14 protein-coding genes, 1 tRNA gene and 1 pseudogene are annotated in these 14,233 nt (G+C 56.8%); 14 read left to right on the forward strand and 2 right to left on the reverse strand.

Annotated elements, in window-relative coordinates; translation table 11 throughout:
• Positions 1 to 279, forward strand: a 279-nt coding sequence (locus IV91_RS18435) for a hypothetical protein (protein WP_035417673.1), incomplete at its 5' end; no start/stop codon positions are given.
• A 123-nt stretch (positions 280 to 402) separates the two neighbouring features.
• Here IV91_RS18435 and IV91_RS0109755 read toward each other — a convergent pair.
• A pseudogene (locus IV91_RS0109755) lies at positions 403 to 648 on the reverse strand (tyrosine-type recombinase/integrase); the annotation flags it as partial.
• Positions 649 to 871: 223 nt separating this feature from the next.
• A tRNA-Met gene (locus IV91_RS0109760) sits at positions 872 to 948 on the reverse strand.
• Positions 949 to 1,054: 106 nt separating this feature from the next.
• On the opposite strand from IV91_RS0109760, the gene IV91_RS0109765 reads away from it, so the two are divergent.
• The 13 genes from IV91_RS0109765 (at position 1,055) to IV91_RS0109825 (ending at position 14,053) form a co-directional block, all read left to right on the forward strand.
• Positions 1,055 to 1,627, forward strand: coding sequence for a DUF1134 domain-containing protein (locus tag IV91_RS0109765; protein WP_150112447.1), 573 nt, complete (start codon positions 1,055 to 1,057; stop codon positions 1,625 to 1,627).
• A 35-nt stretch (positions 1,628 to 1,662) separates the two neighbouring features.
• Complete coding sequence (gene miaB, locus IV91_RS0109770; RefSeq protein ID WP_031597941.1) at positions 1,663 to 3,021, forward strand: tRNA (N6-isopentenyl adenosine(37)-C2)-methylthiotransferase MiaB; 1,359 nt, start codon at positions 1,663 to 1,665, stop codon at positions 3,019 to 3,021.
• Positions 3,021 to 3,992: a PhoH family protein gene (locus IV91_RS0109775; protein WP_051862496.1), complete on the forward strand. Its 972-nt coding sequence runs from the start codon at positions 3,021 to 3,023 to the stop codon at positions 3,990 to 3,992. The genes miaB and IV91_RS0109775 overlap by 1 nt, the downstream gene beginning before the upstream one ends.
• On the forward strand, positions 3,985 to 4,464 hold the full coding sequence (gene ybeY, locus IV91_RS0109780) for an rRNA maturation RNase YbeY (RefSeq protein WP_031597944.1): 480 nt from the start codon (positions 3,985 to 3,987) through the stop codon (positions 4,462 to 4,464). Before IV91_RS0109775 ends, ybeY begins: the two co-directional genes overlap by 8 nt.
• On the forward strand, positions 4,457 to 5,299 hold the full coding sequence (locus IV91_RS0109785) for an HlyC/CorC family transporter (protein ID WP_031597945.1): 843 nt from the start codon (positions 4,457 to 4,459) through the stop codon (positions 5,297 to 5,299). The genes ybeY and IV91_RS0109785 overlap by 8 nt, the downstream gene beginning before the upstream one ends.
• A complete protein-coding gene (gene lnt, locus IV91_RS0109790) occupies positions 5,296 to 6,789 on the forward strand; it encodes an apolipoprotein N-acyltransferase (RefSeq protein ID WP_031597947.1) in 1,494 nt (497 codons plus the stop codon). The genes IV91_RS0109785 and lnt overlap by 4 nt, the downstream gene beginning before the upstream one ends.
• Entirely contained in the window at positions 6,786 to 7,286 is a 501-nt protein-coding gene (locus IV91_RS0109795) for a disulfide bond formation protein B (protein WP_031597949.1), read from the forward strand. Before lnt ends, IV91_RS0109795 begins: the two co-directional genes overlap by 4 nt.
• A gap of 3 nt (positions 7,287 to 7,289) precedes the next feature.
• Entirely contained in the window at positions 7,290 to 8,183 is an 894-nt protein-coding gene (gene glyQ / locus IV91_RS0109800; protein WP_031597951.1) for a glycine--tRNA ligase subunit alpha, read from the forward strand.
• Positions 8,180 to 10,249 (forward strand): glycine--tRNA ligase subunit beta, encoded by a 2,070-nt coding sequence (glyS, locus tag IV91_RS0109805; protein WP_031597952.1) that lies wholly within the window; start codon positions 8,180 to 8,182, stop codon positions 10,247 to 10,249. The genes glyQ and glyS overlap by 4 nt, the downstream gene beginning before the upstream one ends.
• 27 nt (positions 10,250 to 10,276) lie before the next feature.
• Complete coding sequence (gmhB, locus tag IV91_RS0109810) at positions 10,277 to 10,816, forward strand: D-glycero-beta-D-manno-heptose 1,7-bisphosphate 7-phosphatase (RefSeq protein WP_031597953.1); 540 nt, start codon at positions 10,277 to 10,279, stop codon at positions 10,814 to 10,816.
• Between the two features lie 2 nt (positions 10,817 to 10,818).
• Complete coding sequence (locus IV91_RS0109815) at positions 10,819 to 11,577, forward strand: lysophospholipid acyltransferase family protein (RefSeq protein WP_051862497.1); 759 nt, start codon at positions 10,819 to 10,821, stop codon at positions 11,575 to 11,577.
• Positions 11,574 to 12,275 carry a M48 family metallopeptidase gene (locus tag IV91_RS0109820; RefSeq protein WP_051862499.1) on the forward strand — a complete coding sequence of 234 codons (702 nt, stop codon included), beginning with the start codon at positions 11,574 to 11,576 and terminating at the stop codon, positions 12,273 to 12,275. The genes IV91_RS0109815 and IV91_RS0109820 overlap by 4 nt, the downstream gene beginning before the upstream one ends.
• A 134-nt stretch (positions 12,276 to 12,409) precedes the next feature.
• Entirely contained in the window at positions 12,410 to 14,053 is a 1,644-nt protein-coding gene (locus tag IV91_RS0109825; RefSeq protein WP_031597957.1) for an AMP-binding protein, read from the forward strand.
• Positions 14,054 to 14,233: the final 180 nt, after the last annotated feature.

A 14,233-nucleotide genomic window follows, 5' to 3' on the forward strand; every position in this document is an offset into this window, starting at 1 on the left:
AACTTGACGCACCTTGCCACCGATGCGCTCCGTGCGCACGAGTCGATGGGTGAAGTAGGACTCCCCGGTGGCTTTGTTGTTGGTTCTGGTTTGGCGAATAAACATTCTACGATGCTACCAGAAAAGAAAGGGGTTTTAGTGAACATTGCAAAATATTATGGCACTACACAGAGATATCGTCAAAAACAAAAAACTCAAATACTTTATAATCAATGCATTATAGAAATTAATTCGGAAAAATTGTCGATATTTTCGCTTATTTCGTTAAAGGCGGGCTAATGAACAATTTGGGTTAAAATTGTTCTTCATAGGTAGAACTTTTGATACACTAAAGACCTTCGAGATGCGTGACCTTACTCAGGACGGAGGGTCGTACCCGCCTCCTTGGCCGGTTGGTTGCCCTTACCCAAAAATCTTGTTATTCATGGATGCCACCACGCGGGCGGTATGGCCTTCGGACAGGTGCGCGTACCGCTTCACCATTTGAAGGGTCTTGTGTCCCAGCACTTCGGCAATCTCGGCCAGTGACGCGCCATTCATGGCCAGGTAACTGGCGGCGGAATGTCTCAGGTCGTGAAACTTGAAGTCGTGTATTTCCGCTTTTTTCAGTGCGCTTTCCCAGGGTGTCCGCAAGTCCATGGGCTTCTGTGGCTTTTGTGGTGCGATTCCCTTATAGGCATTTTTGAAGATTATTTATTCAAAGAAGGGATTGCGTGCCAGGTTGGTTGTGTCACGCGGTAGCGATGCGTAAGGTCGAAAGTGGGGCGGCGGTCTGGTCTTGGTTGCTGGGTCTTGTTTTTTGCGAATGTCCCGCCAGTGCCCCGCGAATGAAAACGGCCTACGGTAAATTTCCGTAAGCCGTTTATTCTATTGGTGGCGAATCAGGGATTCGAACCCCGGACCTGCGGATTATGATTCCGTCGCTCTAACCGGCTGAGCTAATTCGCCACAAGCGGAGCATTTTAACTCCTGACCGGACTTTACTCAAGCCCCTGATTCAATATTTTTTGGTATGATGATCCCTGTCCCTTCATAACATCCAAGGATAGGCCCCATGATCAACCGCTTTCTGGTTCGTCTCTGGTTCGTACTACTCAGTTGTTGTTTTCCCATGCTGGTCAGTGCAGCACCTCCACAGGGAGAAGAAACTTTCGATCAGGACTCCATCGTCAAGGATGCCACCCAGTTTTTTGGCCAAACCACAGAAGGATTGGCCAAGTTGATTGAAAAAGCCTTTCGTGAGAAGGGACGCCCCAATGGCTACATCAAGGGGGAAGAGGTGGCCGGTGCCATCGCTATCGGACTGCGTTACGGAGATGGCGACCTGATCATGAAGGACGGAGTTGCGCGCAAAGTCTACTGGACCGGTCCGTCCGTTGGCTTTGACCTGGGCGGGGATGCCACCAAGGTGTTCGTTCTGGTCTATCATCTGCCCTCTGCCAACGCCATTTTCCAGCGCTACCCTGGAGTCGATGGCAGTCTCTATTTTGTCGGTGGCGCCGGCATCAACTACCAGCAACGGGGCGATATCATCCTGGCCCCGATCCGACTGGGCGTGGGTCTGCGTGAAGGTGCCAGTGTCGGTTACATGCATTACACCCCGGAAAAAACCTGGAACCCGTTCTGAACTCTCTCTTTTCCATAGGTCACGTCGCCGTTTCAATGAATTCCACTGTCCCGCTCACACCTCCGAGCCGAAAGGTCCATATCAAGACCTTCGGCTGTCAGATGAATGTTTATGACTCGGAGAAAATACTTGCGTTGCTCCAACAATCCCATGCCATGGAACCTACTGAGGACATGGCGAGCGCCGACCTGATCATTTTCAATACCTGTTCGGTACGGGAAAAAGCCGAGGAAAAGTTTTTTTCCGAACTGGGCCGAGCCAACGAATTCAAATTGGCCCAACCCAATGTGGTCATTGCCGTAGGAGGATGTGTGGCCAGCCAGGAAGGGCAGGCTTTGCTGGATCGCGCTCCCTATGTGGACGTCGTGTTCGGGCCTCAAACCCTCCATCGCCTACCCGAACTGATGCGCCAGCGCCAGCGCTCCGGACGGCACCAACTGGATATTTCTTTTCCGGAAATCGAAAAATTCGATGCCTTACCCCCTGCCCGGGTTGAAGGCCCCACGGCTTTCGTTTCCATCATGGAAGGGTGTAGCAAGTATTGCAGTTTTTGCGTTGTGCCCTATACGCGCGGAGAAGAGTTTTCTCGTCCGCTCGAGGCCGTTCTGGAGGAAATTCGTCTTTTGGCTCGCCAGGGGGTTCGGGAAGTTACCTTGCTTGGACAAAATGTCAATGCCTGGCTGCACCTGCAAAACTCCGGTGCGGATCTGGACTTCGCACACCTCTTAACAGAGGTCTGTGCCCTCGAAGGAATCGAACGAGTCCGCTACACCACCAGCCACCCGCTGGAAGTGACCTCTACCCTGATTGCTGCCCACGGACGGCTGCCCAAACTGGCCAGCCAGATCCATCTGCCCGTTCAGTCGGGTTCCAACCGCATTCTGGCGGCCATGAAACGGGGCTATACCGTGGAATCCTACAAAGAAACCGTGGCCTCTCTGCGTCAGGCCAAACCCGGTTTGTCACTGACCAGTGACTTCATCATCGGTTTTCCCGGCGAAACCGATGAGGATTTTGCCGCAACCCTTCAATTGATCGAAGAGGTGGAGTTTGATGGCAGTTATGGCTTCATGTACAGCCCTCGCCCCGGCACCCCGGCAGCCGACCGGCCGGATACCGTTCCCCTGGAGGTCAAACGGACACGACTCCAGGCCCTGCTGGCTCAAACCGATGCCCAAGCCTTCAAAATCAGCACCGCCATGGTAGGTACTCGTCAGCGCATTCTGGTGGATGGGCATGCGCGCCGTCATACAATGGAGCTGAGGGGACGAACGGATAACAACCGCGTTGTGAACTTTCCCGGAGGAGAGCGACTGATAGGGCATTTCGTGGACGTGCGCATCACGGCCGCCGCCCCTCACACCCTGCGCGGCGAGTTGGTTGACTTGCTCTGATGCCTGCCCCTGTCCCCGAACAATGCGAATTCATCCCCACGCCTCTGGACAATGTTCGACTGTCCAATCTATGTGGGGTACTCGATGAAAATCTGGCGCTTATGGCCCGCCATCTGGACATCGGCCTGCACCGACGGGGAGATGTCTTTACCCTGACCGGCCTTCCCCAGGACCTGGAACGGGCCAGAGCGGTATTGGACACGTTGTACCAGGAGGCCACCGTGCCCCTGGATCCCGCCCTTCTGTTCCGAAAACTGACCCATTTACGTTTACAACAGGCCGAAGAACCGGCTCTGGCCCCCACCAAACAGATACTGCAAACCCGCCGTGGTCAGGTGGAAGCCCGGTCCCCCCGCCAAATCCAGTACCTGCAACAAATGCGCGAACATATCCTGTGCTTCGGCGTAGGACCTGCCGGCACGGGTAAAACCTATCTGGCCGTGGCAGCCGCCGTGGATGCCCTGGAACGGGAAGAAGTCAAACGCATCATCTTGGTGCGGCCGGCCGTGGAAGCAGGGGAACGCCTGGGCTTTCTGCCGGGCGATCTTCACCAGAAGATCGATCCCTACCTGCGCCCCCTGTACGATGCGCTCTATGACCTCCTGGGTCATGAGCGGGTCGGTCGTCTCTTCGAGCGCGGCGTCATTGAAGTGGCGCCCCTCGCCTATATGCGGGGGCGCACCCTCAACCACAGTTTCATCATTCTGGACGAGGCACAAAATACGACGCCAAAGCAGATGAAAATGTTTCTCACCCGCATTGGTTTTGGTACCCGCGCCGTCATCACCGGCGATGTTACCCAGATCGACTTGCACCGCACCCAGAAAAGCGGACTGATCGATGCCCGAAATGTCTTGCAGCGGGTGGAAGGCGTTGCTTTTACCATCTTCCAGGCTGAGGATGTGGTTCGCCATCCTCTGGTTCAACGTATCGTCAATGCCTATGAAACCCAGAACTCCTCCCATGGCTGAGCCACACCGCTTCCACCTCCACCTGACGGTTCAGCGCGCCAGTCGCTCATCCCTCCAACCTTCCGAAGGGCAAATCCGCCAGTGGCTGCGTCATGCACTGCGCCGTTCCGCCATGATCACCGTGCGTCTGGTGGACCGCCCGGAGGGACGATCCCTGAATCAAACCTTTCGTCACAAGGATTATCCCACCAATGTTCTGACGTTCCCCTATCCCGACGAGAATCCACGCGCCTCCACGCGTCTGCACGGAGACCTGGTACTCTGTGCTCCCGTGATCAAGGCTGAAGCCCGGTTGCAACATAAACCGCTCTTGAATCATTATGCCCATCTGCTCATTCACGGAATACTCCATTTGCAGGGATACGATCACGAAAACGAGACGGAGGCCACCCTCATGGAAACCCTCGAAATCGACTTATTGACCCAACTTTCCATTCCTAATCCTTATCTGGACTGTCCTGCCCATGGTTGAAGAACCCCCCCACAAACCCTCGCTGCTCGAGCGTCTGACTCACTGGTTGCACCATGAACCCGAGAACCGCGAAGAACTCATCGCCATTTTGCATCAGGCATTGGAACGAAATTTGCTCGATACCGATGCCTTGAGCATGATGGAGGGCGTTCTGGGGGTAGCCGACATGCAGGTTCGGGATGTCATGATTCCCCGGGCCCAGATGGACGTCATCGATCTCCAATCCTCTCCGGAACAGATCATTCCGTTCCTCATCGAAACCACGCATTCCCGTTTTCCCGCCATCGAAGGCAACAAGGATAATGTGGTGGGCATTTTGCTGGCCAAGGACATGCTGCGCTTCACCGCCGGGTTGCCTTTTCAGATCCGCGACATGCTGCGTCCTGCCATTTTCGTGCCCGGATCCAAACGCCTCAATGTCCTGCTGCGCGAATTTCGCACCAACCGTAACCACATGGCGATGGTGGTGGATGAATACGGGGGGGTCTCGGGACTGGTCACCATCGAAGACGTGCTGGAACAGATCGTGGGCGACATCGAGGATGAATACGATTTTGACGAAACCGAGGACAATATCGTTCCGGAAGGAGAAGCCCAGTTTCGCGTCAAAGCCACCACCGAACTGGAAGATTTCAATAGTTTCATGGGCACACATCTCCATAGCAATGGCGTCGAAACCCTCGGGGGACTGGTCCTGAATCAGTTCGGACGCATGCCCAAGCGCGGCGAACAGATCATCTTTGCCGGGCTCAAGGTCAAAATCCTGCGTGCCGACAGCCGCCGCCTCCATTCCGTCTCGGTGACGAAACTGAATCCGGATTCCCCGTCTTCATGAAAGGAAAACTCTGGGCCGGCTTTTTTGCCCTCCTGGCCGGATCCCTGGCGGTCACCGGTTTTGCGCCTTACCATGTCTGGCCCGCTCCCCTCCTGTCCCTCTCGATTTTGGGATTGCTTTGGCATGGTTGCCATCATGGCCGGAGTGCTGGCTGGATTGGATGGTTTTGGGGTCTGGGTTTTTTTGAAACCGGGATTCACTGGATTGAAATCAGTTTGCACGAATTTGGTGGCATGCCCCTGTCCTTGGCCTACCTCCTCATTTTCCTCTTCAGCGCCTGCCTCGCACTTTTCCCTGCGTTGGTGGGACGCTGGAGTTGGCGCTTCCACGACCGTCCCACCAGTCGCTGGCTGCTGGTTACCCCGGCACTCTGGACGCTCTCCGAATGGGTACGCAGTTGGTTTCTGAGCGGATTTCCCTGGTTATCCCTGGGCTATGCCGCCACCCCCAAGGGCCCGCTGGCCGGGTTTACGCCTCTGCTCGGCGTATTTGGCGCCTCGGCAGCCACTGTTCTTGGGGCAGGACTGCTGACGCTCGCCCTCCTTTCCCTACGGCACCATCGTTCCTCCCTCGTCTCGCTCCTCGCCCTGGGGATACTCCTTGCCAGCGGACTGGCACTCCAACGACTGCCCTGGGTTCACCCCCTGGGTCAGCCCATCGCCGTCAATCTGTTACAGGGAAATATCCCTCAGGACATGAAGTTCGTGGCTGAAAGCCGGGGGCTGATCGTGCAACGCTACAACACTCTGCTCTTCAACAGCACCGGACGCCTGATTCTCCTGCCCGAAAGTGCCTTGCCCTACCTGCGCCAGCGAATGCCGGAAGGATATAGCGAAGCACTCGAAACCTTTGGCTATGAAAACAACAGCGACATTCTGGTGGGTCTGTTTTCCGAACCGGAGCGTGGCCAGTATTACAACAGCGTCTTCAGTTTCGGTCACTCCCCCATGCAGGCCTACCACAAGGTCCACCTCGTCCCCTTTGGCGAGTTCATCCCCTGGAGTGATCTGCTGGCCCCCCTGATCCATTCCGCACTGAATATTCCCCTGGACGACCAGCAGCGCGGAAATCCCAATCAACCGCCCTTGCGCGTGGGGGGGCAGTGGGTGGGAGTGGATATTTGCTATGAAGATGCCTTTGGCGATGAAATCCGTCAGGCCTTGCCCCAGGCCACCCTGTTGGCCAATTTCACCAATGATGCCTGGTTCGGTTCGTCCATCGGCCCCGAACAACACCTTCAAATGGCCCAGACTCGTGCCCTGGAAACAGGGCGCCCCATGCTGCGCGTGACCAATACGGGCGTCACCGCCCTGATCGGTGCCCATGGAGAGATTCTGGAACGGGCCCCCCGTGGGGAAATTTTCAACCTCGGCGGAAATATTTCCGGCTATGGCGGCGTGACACCTTTCGTGCTGGTGGGGAATTACGGTATCCTTGCGCTTTGCGCTCTTGCCCTGATTCTTTCCTTACGTTGGCGACCCTTGCGATGAATCTTCCACTTTCGCGCCGCCTCTGCCATGGTTTTGGTTTTATGGCAGCCAGCGGTCTGATCTTTTTTGCCCTCTATCTGCAACATGGTCTGGGGGAAGAACCCTGTCCTTTATGCATCCTTCAGCGCGTCCTGATGATGGGACTGGGCGTCATTTTCCTGGTGGCGGCTATTCATAACCCTACCCAGGGGTTTTTCGTGCGCGCCTATGCACGCCTGGGGGGAGCCCTGGCCCTTACGGGTGCGGCCATCGCAGCGCGCCAGGTTTGGCTGCAGCATCTCCCCCCCGATCAAGTTCCCAGTTGTGGCCCCGGTTTGAATTACATCATCAAAGCCCATCCTTTCTTCAACGCACTGGCCATCGTCCTCAAAGGTTCAGGCGAATGTGCCAGCGTGGGCTGGACCTTTGCGGGTCTGGCCATTTCCGAATGGTCTCTGCTCTGGTTCATCGTCCTCGGAGTATGGATTTCCCTGCAACCCCTGAACCAACGATTCTGACCCATGCTCACCTTCCAAGCCATGCTGCTGCGCTTGCAACACTACTGGAACGACCAGGGCTGTGCCCTGCTGCAACCCTTTGACATGGAAGTGGGTGCGGGCACTTCCCATCCCGCCACTTTCCTGCGCGCGCTCGGCCCCGAACCCTGGAAAGCCGCTTTCGTTCAGCCCTCGCGGCGCCCCAAGGATGGGCGTTATGGTGAAAACCCCAACCGTTTGCAACATTATTACCAGTTTCAGGTGGTCTTGAAACCCTCTCCGGAGGATATCCAGTCCCTTTACCTGAATTCTCTCATTGCTCTGGGCATCGATCCCCAAAACAATGACATCCGTTTTGTGGAAGACGATTGGGAAAATCCTACCTTGGGCGCCTGGGGACTGGGCTGGGAAGTCTGGCTCAACGGCATGGAAGTCACCCAGTTCACCTATTTTCAGGAAGTGGGAGGATTGACCTGCGCCCCCGTACTGGGTGAAATCACCTATGGAACGGAACGCCTCGCCATGTACCTGCAAGGCTGCGACAACGTCTACGACCTGATCTGGACGGAAGGCTTGCGGTACGGAGATATCTACCATCAAAATGAAGTGGAACAGTCCCGTTACAACTTTGAGGCCAGCAACCCCGCCTGGCTGTTTGAACAGTTTGCGGGTTTTGAACGGGAGTCCAAACGTCTGATCGAAGCGGGCTTACCCCTACCCGCCTATGACATGGCCCTCAAATGTTCGCACACCTTCAATCTGCTGGATGCCCGTGGCGCCATTTCAGTCACGGAACGGGCCGGTTATATCGGGCGCATCCGCACCCTGTCACGACAGGTGGCCCAGGCTTACTACGACACCCGGGCAGCCCTCGGCTTTCCCCTGCTGGGCGCGCAGCAAACCGGAGAATCCAAATGACCTCCGCACCTTTGCTGATCGAACTGCGCACCGAAGAACTGCCGCCCAAATCCCTGCTGAAGTTGTCCACCAGTTTTGCTCAGAGCGTACATCAGGGATTGGTGGCCCAACACCTTGCCCCGGCGCAGGCTGCCGTCCAGATCTTCGCAACGCCACGCCGTCTGGCGATGTTGATCGAGGACGTGGCTGGCGTACAACCCGAGCGTCTGGTGGAACGCAAGGGGCCCAGTCGCAAAGCCGGACAAACGGCAGATGGCACGGCCACCCCGGCCCTGCAGGGATTTGCCCGATCCTGTGGCGTCACCGTGGATGCTCTGGAACTGCGCAGGGATGACAAGGGACTGGAATACTATGTTCACCATTCCTTGCACCGTGGTATCCCTCTGGGGGAAGTGCTTCCTGCCCTGCTCGACCAGGCCCTGCGCCAACTGCCCGTGGCCAAGGTGATGCGCTGGGGCTCGGGTGACTCCGAATTTGTCCGCCCGGTCCATGGACTGATGGTTCTGCACGGAGATCAATTGATCTCTTTGAATCTGTTTGGACTCTCCAGCACTCGCCAGACCCTGGGGCATCGTTTTCTGGGCGCAGGTCTGCTCACCCTCGACCACGCTGCATCCTATGCCACACTTCTGGAACGGGAAGGCAAGGTGATCGCCTCCTTTGCCGAACGACGTCAGCGTATCCAGCAGGCCTTGAACGCCCTGGCTCTGCCCCACCACGTACTGGCCGGACCAGAACTGCTCGACGAAGTGACAGCACTGGTGGAATGGCCCACGGTCCTGGAAGGGCGGTTTGACCCTGCTTTCCTGGAAATTCCTCAGGAATGCCTGATTCTTTCCATGCAACAACACCAAAAGTATTTTCCTCTGGGCAATACCCAGAATCAGTTGCAGCCTCGCTTCCTGCTGGTCAGCAATCTGGAAACAGCCACGCCAGGGGCCATCATCCAAGGCAATGAGCGCGTCTTGCGCGCGCGCCTGGCGGATGCCCGTTTCTTCTACCAGCAGGATCGCAAGACCCCCCTGAGCGAGCGGCGCGCCCATCTGGATCAGGTGGTTTACCACCAGCGTCTGGGCAGTTTGGGCGCACGGGTCGAACGTCTGTCCCAACTGGCCGAAAGGATGGCCAGCGCCCTGCATTTGTCCGGCACGCAAGCCCGCCGGGCAGCGCAGTTGCTGAAGGCCGACCTGAGCACGGACATGGTGGGAGAATTCCCCGAACTGCAAGGCTTCATGGGACGGGACTATGCCCGCCACGATCAGGAAACAGAAGAGGTGGCATTGGCCATCGAAGCCCACTACCGTCCCCGTTTTGCCGGAGATGACTTACCCACCACCCCCCTGGGCACGGTCATGGCCCTGGCCGATAAACTGGAAACCCTGGTGGGCATTTACGGCATCGGCCAAATTCCCACAGGGGACCGGGATCCCTATGGATTACGCCGCGCCACCCTGGGGATCCTGCGCCTGCTGATGGACAAGGCGCCTGCACTGGAACTGCCTGCGCTCCTCGCCTGGACCGAGGCCACATTCCCTCAGGGCGTACTGGACAGCACGGCATTGAACTCTCTGCCCACCTTCATTCAGGATCGTTTGCGCGGTCTGTTGCGCGACCAGGGATTCGATCAGGCCTTGGTGGAAGCGGTGGTTTCCCCCTTACCCGCTCGTCTGGACCGGTTGCCCGCGCACCTCCAGGCGCTCGCCTCTTTCCGCACCTGCCCTGAAGCCATCGGCCTGAGTGCAGCCCATAAACGCATTCGCAACCTGCTCAAAAAGTCTGGCTCGACACAGTCCGTCCCCCCCGCGCCCCTGCGCGAACCGGCGGAACTCGACTTGCAGGAAAAACTGCAGGCCCTGCAACCCCGCATGGACACTTTCCTGCGCCAGGCCGACTTTTCCTCCGCCCTGAGCGCGCTGGCAGAGTTGCATGCCCCCGTGGACCGGTTTTTTACCGACCTCATGGTAATGTGTGAGGACCCCGGACTGCGAGCAGCACGCCTGGCCCTGTTGCAAGACCTGGAATCGCTCATGAATCAGGTAGGCGACCTGTCCTGCCTGAGTAGTTGAAGCCCCCTGGCAAGGAACCCTACGACCATGTCTCTTATCATCCTCGATCGTGATGGCGTTATCAATGCCGATAGCGACCGCTTCATCAAAAGCCCGGAAGAATGGCATCCCATACCTGGCAGTCTGGCGGCCATCGCCCGCCTCAACCATGCCGGTTATCAAGTTGTGATCGCGACCAATCAGTCAGGCATCGCGCGCGGACTATTCGATCTGACGACTCTCAATGCCATTCACCAGAAGATGATCGATGCCCTGGCTCAGCAGGGCGGGTTGATCGAAGCCATTTTCTTTTGCCCCCATGCCCGTGAATCGCGATGCCATTGTCGCAAGCCGGCACCCGGACTATTTGAAGAGATCGGACAACGTTACAACACCTCGCTCCAGGGCGTTCCCGCCATCGGCGATTCTTTGCGCGACCTGGTGGCTGCAGAACGGGCCGGGGCCCAGCCGATCCTGGTGCTCACGGGCAAAGGCCAAAAAACCCTCGAGACGGGCAACTTGCCGCCCGGAACCCTGATTCATGAAAACCTTCAGGAGGCCGTGCGCACCCTGCTGGCCAAACATTGATCATGCGCATCCTGCGCGCATTGATTTTCGTCCTAGCCCAAGGATTGGCTACCCCCGTGTACGCCCTGCTCATGATCCTGTCTGCGCCTTTCGGCGTGCGCGGACCCCGTTATTTTGCGGGAGCCTGGTCGCGTCTGATGCTGGTCCTGGCCCGCTGGATTTGTGGCATTCACCATGAAATCAGCGGCTGGGAGCACTTGCCCAGCGGCCCCTTCGTTCTGGTGGCCAAACATCAATCAGCCTGGGAGACGATTTTTTTTCCGGCTTTCCTCCCCCCGCATGTTTTCGTATTGAAACAGGAAATACTCTCCATTCCTTTTTTCGGATGGGGAATGAGACTGCTCGAACCCATCGCCATCGACCGCGAGCAACGGCGCGAAGCTTTCCAGCAAGTACTCAGTCAGGGACGGGAACGCCTGAGTCGGGGACTGATCGTGATTATTTTTCCGGAGGGGACCCGGGTTCCCTACGGTTATCGGGGTCGCTATGCCCCTGGCGGCGGCTTGCTGGCTGTGCAGGCAGGCGTTCCCGTGGTCCCCCTGGCCCATGATGCAGGTCGATTATGGCAAAAAGGAATGCTGGGCAAATATCCGGGTACCATTCATCTGTCCCTGGGCCCCGTCCTCTCCACCGAGGGACGGGAAGGGATCGAAGTCAATCAGGAAGCCGAAGCCTGGATCGAAGCCGAACTGGAACGTTGGAGCCACCAACCCGCCCACCCCTGGCGACGAAAGCACAAGAGGGGTTCTGTTATCCGATGAACCAGCCTGCCCTGCCCCAACCCCTGCTCACCTGCGCCGGACAGACCCTCCCTTACCGACTGGTGAGAAGTCCGCGTCGCCGGACCATTGGTCTCAAAATCGACGAGCAGGGGTTGACGGTGTTTGCCCCCCCCAACCTACCCGGCGCGCAACTGGAAACATTGATCCAGACCCGTGCCGCCTGGATTCGCACCAAATGGACCGAGTGCTGCCAAAAATCAGCGTTACGCGTCGTCCCTCGGGAAGGCGCCTTACTCCCTTATCTGGGACGCACTGTGCGCCTGTCCCTGGATTCCGGTCCCACCCACCTTGAAGGCGAAGTGTTGTACCTCAACCCTGGTCGAGGCGACATCACGGTAGCCCTCCAACGCTGGTACCAAGCCCAGGCCCTGCCTTTCTTTTTGCCCCGTGTCGCGCATTACGCCGGACAGTTGGGCGTGCCCCTGCCCGCCGTTGCCCTGTCCAATGCCCGCCGTCGCTGGGGTAGTTGCCATGCGCGCGGGATGATCCGCCTCAACTGGCGTTTGCTCAAGGCCAGTCTGGCAGAAATGGATTACGTCATTGCCCACGAAGTAGCCCATCTGCGGCATATGAATCATGGCCCGACATTCCGGGAAACCCTGCAATGCCTGTATCCCAATCACGCCGAAGCGCACCGCACGTTACGGGAACGGGGTTTCCTGTACCATGCCTTCTAATCCATAACAAACTGATTATTATCAATTTAATCAAAAATTTCGAGGTTTTTTGACAGCACACTCAAAGCATGCGATGATAACCTTTGGAGGTCTACTTTCAACTCTGTGAAGCCAAGGGAACGAGTCATCATTTCATGGAAACATCTTCACTCTTCCCCTCAGAATCTTGCTTCGAGTCCGCTTCCCTGGAAACCCTGGACCGCATGCTGGGGCGGGCCTGTCGTACCTTTGCGCAGCACGATGCCTTTCACTGTCTGGGGCAAACCTTCTCCTACGAAATGATCGAAGGGTGGGCCTTGCATTTCGCCAGTTGGTTACAGGATCAGGGCTTGACCGTTGGAACGCGGGTGGCCGTCATGTTGCCCAATTTGCCCCAGTATCCTGTTGTGGTGTATGGAATACTGCGCGCTGGCGGGGTGGTGGTCAATTGCAATCCGCTTTATACACCCCGAGAACTGGAGTTCCAGTTGCGCGATGCCGAGGCCGAATATCTCGTGGTTCTGGAAAATTTTGCCCATACGGTGGCTCAGGCTCGTGTCCCCAGTCTGCGCCACGTCATCGTAACCCAGGTGGGGGATCTGATGGGGCTACGGGGTACCGTCATAAATCTTGTTCTGCGCTACTGGAAAAAAGCCATTCCGGCCTGGCATATGGATGCGGTATTTTCTTTTCCAACTGTTTTGGAACAGGGGAAAAACCGACCTTTCACCTGCCCTTCACTGACGCCGGAACATCTGGCTTTTTTGCAATATACTGGCGGAACCACCGGGCGCGCAAAAGGGGCCATGCTCAGTCATCACAACATTATGGCCAATCTGGGCCAAGTGGGGATTTGGCATGGTCAGCACCTGGTCCCTGGACAGGAAAAGGTCGTCACGGCCTTGCCGCTCTATCACATCTTTGCCCTGACGGCCAATTGTCTGCTGTTTTGGAAATTAGGCGCCACCAACCTGCTGATTCCCAACCCCCGCGATATCCCCGGACTGGTTCGCGCCCTGAAACCCTACCCCATGAGTATCTTTACCGGGGTCAATACCCTGTTTGATGCTTTGCTGTCCAATCCAGCCTTTGCCCATCTGGATTTCTCTCATCTAAAATCCACCTTGGGCGGAGGCATGGCCGTCAAGCACGAAGTGGCTCACCATTGGCAAATCGTCACAGGATGTTGCATCAACCAGGCCTATGGATTGACCGAAACTTCGCCGGGGGTCTGTCTGAACCCCTTTGACGTTCAAACTTTTGACGGAAGTGTGGGGCAACCTTTACCGTACACCGAGATTTCTCTACGCAATGACGAGGGCAATGAAGTTCCCCCCGCAGCCAGCGGTGAAGTCTGTATCCGCGGACCTCAGGTAATGTCTGGCTACTGGCAACAACCAGAAGAAACCAGTCAGGCCTTTTGGCCCGATGGTTATTTTCGTAGCGGCGATATCGGGCATTGGAACCCGACGGGCACACTGACCCTGTTGGACCGCAAAAAGGATATGATCAAAGTCTCTGGATTCAATGTCTACCCCAACGAAATCGAAGAAATTCTCTCCCATCATCCCGGGATTGCCGAAGTCGCCGCCATCGGCGTCGAGGATGTCCATTCGGGTGAAGCCATTACGGTGTTTGTGGTGCGCCGCGACCCCAACCTGACAGAACAGGCACTCCTTGCCTGGTGCCACCAGGAATTGACGGGTTACAAGATTCCTCGCCACATCGAATTTCGTACCGAATTGCCCCATTCCACCGTGGGAAAGGTTCTGCGCCGTGCCCTCAAGGCAACGGCTTAACCCGCCGGGGTGACGCAGTTCTCCCCAGGGAAAACAGGCTCTTTCACACGGCTTACTTTAATGCCTTTCATTTTTTTTCGCTTTCTGTTATCATGCCGGCACTGCATGCGACAGGTAGTGCAGTGTCCCTGACCTTATCCATTCATTTCTGAATGTCTTTTGCCGGTTAGTGACTTACGC

The sequence above is a fragment of the Ferrovum myxofaciens genome (genome assembly GCF_000735045.1).
In the GTDB taxonomy this organism is placed as follows: Bacteria; Pseudomonadota; Gammaproteobacteria; order Burkholderiales; family Ferrovaceae; genus Ferrovum; species Ferrovum myxofaciens.

Coding starts and splice junctions, on each gene's coding strand:
- IV91_RS0109765 (WP_150112447.1), top strand. CDS start 1,055: ATGATCAACCGCTTTCTGGTTCGTCTCTGGTTCGTACTACTCAGTTGT.
- miaB (WP_031597941.1), top strand. CDS start 1,663: ATGAATTCCACTGTCCCGCTCACACCTCCGAGCCGAAAGGTCCATATC.
- IV91_RS0109775 (WP_051862496.1), top strand. CDS start 3,021: ATGCCTGCCCCTGTCCCCGAACAATGCGAATTCATCCCCACGCCTCTG.
- ybeY (WP_031597944.1), top strand. CDS start 3,985: ATGGCTGAGCCACACCGCTTCCACCTCCACCTGACGGTTCAGCGCGCC.
- IV91_RS0109785 (WP_031597945.1), top strand. CDS start 4,457: ATGGTTGAAGAACCCCCCCACAAACCCTCGCTGCTCGAGCGTCTGACT.
- lnt (WP_031597947.1), top strand. CDS start 5,296: ATGAAAGGAAAACTCTGGGCCGGCTTTTTTGCCCTCCTGGCCGGATCC.
- IV91_RS0109795 (WP_031597949.1), top strand. CDS start 6,786: ATGAATCTTCCACTTTCGCGCCGCCTCTGCCATGGTTTTGGTTTTATG.
- glyQ (WP_031597951.1), top strand. CDS start 7,290: ATGCTCACCTTCCAAGCCATGCTGCTGCGCTTGCAACACTACTGGAAC.
- glyS (WP_031597952.1), top strand. CDS start 8,180: ATGACCTCCGCACCTTTGCTGATCGAACTGCGCACCGAAGAACTGCCG.
- gmhB (WP_031597953.1), top strand. CDS start 10,277: ATGTCTCTTATCATCCTCGATCGTGATGGCGTTATCAATGCCGATAGC.
- IV91_RS0109815 (WP_051862497.1), top strand. CDS start 10,819: ATGCGCATCCTGCGCGCATTGATTTTCGTCCTAGCCCAAGGATTGGCT.
- IV91_RS0109820 (WP_051862499.1), top strand. CDS start 11,574: ATGAACCAGCCTGCCCTGCCCCAACCCCTGCTCACCTGCGCCGGACAG.
- IV91_RS0109825 (WP_031597957.1), top strand. CDS start 12,410: ATGGAAACATCTTCACTCTTCCCCTCAGAATCTTGCTTCGAGTCCGCT.